This is a genomic window from Mesorhizobium sp. M0040, from assembly GCF_040323505.1.
Classification (GTDB): domain Bacteria; phylum Pseudomonadota; class Alphaproteobacteria; order Rhizobiales; family Rhizobiaceae; genus Mesorhizobium.
Genome location: NZ_JAMYVA010000114.1, coordinates 1 through 3,390 on the forward strand (window position 1 = coordinate 1; position 3,390 = coordinate 3,390).

At 60.5% G+C, this 3,390-nt stretch carries 3 protein-coding genes; all 3 read left to right on the forward strand.

Annotated features, from left to right (window positions below):
- The coding region (locus NKJ91_RS33400) for a DUF5372 family protein (RefSeq protein WP_352458898.1) at positions 1-328 on the forward strand (328 nt) is incomplete at its 5' end.
- 177 nt (positions 329-505) lie between these two features.
- A complete protein-coding gene (locus NKJ91_RS33405; protein ID WP_352458899.1) occupies positions 506-958 on the forward strand; it encodes a helix-turn-helix domain-containing protein in 453 nt (150 codons plus the stop codon).
- A 295-nt stretch (positions 959-1,253) separates the two neighbouring features.
- The gene (locus tag NKJ91_RS33410; protein WP_352458900.1) at positions 1,254-3,350 is read left to right on the forward strand and encodes a recombinase family protein; all 2,097 of its coding nucleotides are present in this window, start codon (positions 1,254-1,256) and stop codon (positions 3,348-3,350) included.
- The last annotated feature ends 40 nt before the right edge of the window (positions 3,351-3,390 follow it).

The window sequence follows — 3,390 nt, forward strand, 5'->3', positions numbered from 1 at the left end:
CGCTTGTACCTCACTTGGGAATGCAGACTCTACGAACGCAGTTACGCAATTAGTGCGGATCACGCATCCGTTTCATCCTCTGTTCTCGCGGCTGCTGCCATGTGTCGGCAGGCGATACAATCGGCATGGCGAACGCCTTTTGCTGCAGGCCGACGATACTGCCGTGTGGTCTGTTCCCCCGCAATGGACTGATCTTGCGAACCCGGATCCAGAAGTTGTCATGGGGAATGGGCGGGCGCTCTTGCGTACTGTCGACTTGCTGGAGCTGGCCAGTCTGGTCGGGCGCCTTTCTGGTAAATCGGCTTCGCGATCACTCGACAAGTTGTAAGGATAATTATGCCGCATCTGTAAGGCGGATTATGCCGCAGGAGGGTTTGTATGATGAGCATATCCCAGCATTTCGGCTACACGTTCAGCATTGATCGCACAAGCCGCCTTGACATCGATGCTAATAGCGGCATAAATATCTTTACGATTATGCTTCTTTCCACACTCGGAGCCGGCGATGTCCGACAGCAAGCGCTCGAAGACGGAGGCCCTCATCGAACAAGGCACCTTCAATCCAAACCCCGAGAAGGTGGGCGATCCGAAGTTCAGCGACAGCGAGTTCTTCGATCCGCACGACGCCGTGCAGGTCAGATACGAGATGCTGCGGCGCGTCTCCGTCGACAACATGTCGGTGACGGTGGCGTCCGACGAGTATGGCGTTTCCAGGCCGACCTATTACCAGGCAAGGGCGAGCTTCGACGCAGCCGGGATTGCGGGACTGGTACCAAAGAAGCCGGGCCCCCGCGGTCCCCACAAAATCGACGACGAAGTCCTGGCGTTTCTTCAGGCGCAGTTGGGCCCGGGCGAACCCGTTCGTGCTCGGGAGCTGGCGAAGCTGGTCCGCCGCGAACTCGATGTCGAGCTTCATCCCAGGACGATCGAGCGGGTATTAAAAAAAACCGGCAGGTGAACATTGCCGCGGCATCGGTGCGTTCGTCGATCCTGTCGTCGGCCATTGCGGCCCAGTATGAGGTGCTGCGCGGGGCAGCCCTCGGCGAAGCTCTGCCTCTCAAGGCTCGTAGCGGCCTCATGCTCTTTCTGCGCCGGGGCATGTGGGGATGGGCACAGACGCTGGCCGCAGCAGCAAATCCCCTGCAAGAACAAAGTCATCCACCGTCGACCGCCTGGCCGACGCACGGCGGGCACGCAGCCGTCGTTCACGTCCTTGCGACAATAGCCATGAGCATCCACGACCGGAGGTCACCATGAATGCGCACCTTAAAGTCCAGCCTCATCACGTCGAACGCAGCGCCTACCTGTACATCCGCCAATCCTCGATGCGGCAAGTCATCGAGAACACCGAGAGCGCCAGGCGGCAATATGCGCTTCGTGGACGTGCGGTCGCCCTCGGCTGGCGGGACGAGCAGATTATCGTCGTCGACAATGATCAGGGTGAATCCGGTGCTTCGGCGGCCTGGCGCGAGGGGTTTCAGCGTTTGGTCAGCGACGTCGGCATGGGGCGCGCCGGGATCGTGATGGGGCTGGAAGTCTCCCGGCTGGCGCGGAACAATGCCGATTGGCAGCGCCTGCTGGAGATCTGCGCTCTTGCCGACACCCTGATCCTCGATGAAGACGGCGTCTATGACCCCGCAGGCTTCAACGACCGGCTCCTGCTCGGTCTCAAGGGCACCATGAGCGAAGCAGAGTTGCATGTGATCAAGGCACGGCTGCGCGGAGGCATCCTCAACAAGGCAAGGCGCGGCGAGTTTCGCTGTCCCCTGCCAACCGGGCTGGTCTATGACCATTCCGGCAATGTGGTGCTCGATCCGGACACGCAAGTCAGGGAGACGATCATCCATTTCTTCGAGACGTTCGCTCGCGTCGGATCCGCCTCCCAGACCGTCAAGGCCTTTCGCACGGAAGGCCTTTTGTTCCCGTCACGCCTGCACAACAGTCAGACGGTGTTTCGGCCGCTGACCGCATCGACCGCGGTGCGCGTCCTGAACAATCCGCGTTACGCCGGCGCCTATGCCTATGGGCGGCGACACTATCGGCGCACCATCGACGGCAAGAAGACTGTGCGTGCGCGAACCAATGATGATTGGCCGGCCTGCATTCCCGATGCGCATCCCGGGTATATCAGCTGGGAACAACATCAGGAGAACCTGAAGATTCTCAAGGCGAACGGCCAAGGATATGACGCGGCACGAGCGTCAATCCCAAGAGAAGGCCCGGCGCTGCTGCAAGGTCGGGCGGTATGTGGGCAATGCGGCCGGCATTTCCGGGTTCGCTACGCTGCCCGGCGCGGCCGACAGGAAGCCTGGTACATCTGCGATCGCGCCCATACCTATCGCGGTGACCCCTTGTGCCAGTCGATCGCCGGGCCTCCCGTCGATGAAGCCATCGGCAGGCTGATTGCCGAGCAGATGACGCCGGCCGCCGTCGAACTGGCGCTCGACGTCCGTAAGGAGATCCAAGCCCGGCATGAAGAAGCAGATCGGCTGCGCTGTCGCGCGGTCGAGCGCGCCCAGATCGAGGCCGATCTCGCCCAGCGCCGTTTCATGCTGGTCGATCCCGACAATCGTCTCGTCGCCGACACGCTCGAAGGCGAATGGAACGAGAAGCTCCGTATTTTGGCCAAGGCCCGCGAAGAGCGTGAGCGTGCCCGGGAGCACGATCAATTCATCCTTGATGAAGCTGTCCGCGAGCGGCTGGTCGCAATGACGGTGGATTTCAACAAGCTCTGGGCGGATCCCGACACACCAAACCGCGAACGCAAGCGACTCCTTGCCCACATCATTGAGGATGTCACTCTCGTCAAGCTGCCGGCGGAAGGAACCACCAAGGTTCACGTGCGATTCAAAGGCGGCAAGATCCAGACGCTCACAACCTTGAGCCCAAAATCTTCCGCCCAGCAGGTCAAGACGCAGCCCGGCATCGTCGAACTGGTCGATAAACTCCTCGACGACCACATCTATTCCGAGATCGCAGAACTGCTCAACCAGCAAGGATACCGTCCCGGCGAGGCCGCACGCCGCGGTCACCACACCGCCCGCTTCACGGCCTTGCGAGTTGCCTATCTCGTTCACCAATACAAGCTGCGCTCTCGCTATGACCGCCTGCGGGAACGTGGAATGCTGACAAAACAGGAAGCGGCCGCGCGTCTCAATATCCACGAGCACACCGTCACCCGATGGGCCAAACATGGCCTCATCGCCAGCCACGCCTACAACGGGCACTATTGCCTGTACGAACTTCCCGTTTCGGATCTACCGCAAAAACAATGCAGCCGATGGAACCGGCTCGTCGATCGCGCTGCCGCACGAAGGCAAAATGCCAGCCAGGCAAAAACTCTCAACTGAAGACGAAAGGGACGTAGTATGAATGCAGATCGTTGGCATA

Excerpts from the sequence above, each read along its gene's own strand:
- NKJ91_RS33405 (WP_352458899.1), top strand. The coding sequence starts at position 506 with ATGTCCGACAGCAAGCGCTCGAAGACGGAGGCCCTCATCGAACAAGGC.
- NKJ91_RS33410 (WP_352458900.1), top strand. The coding sequence starts at position 1,254 with ATGAATGCGCACCTTAAAGTCCAGCCTCATCACGTCGAACGCAGCGCC.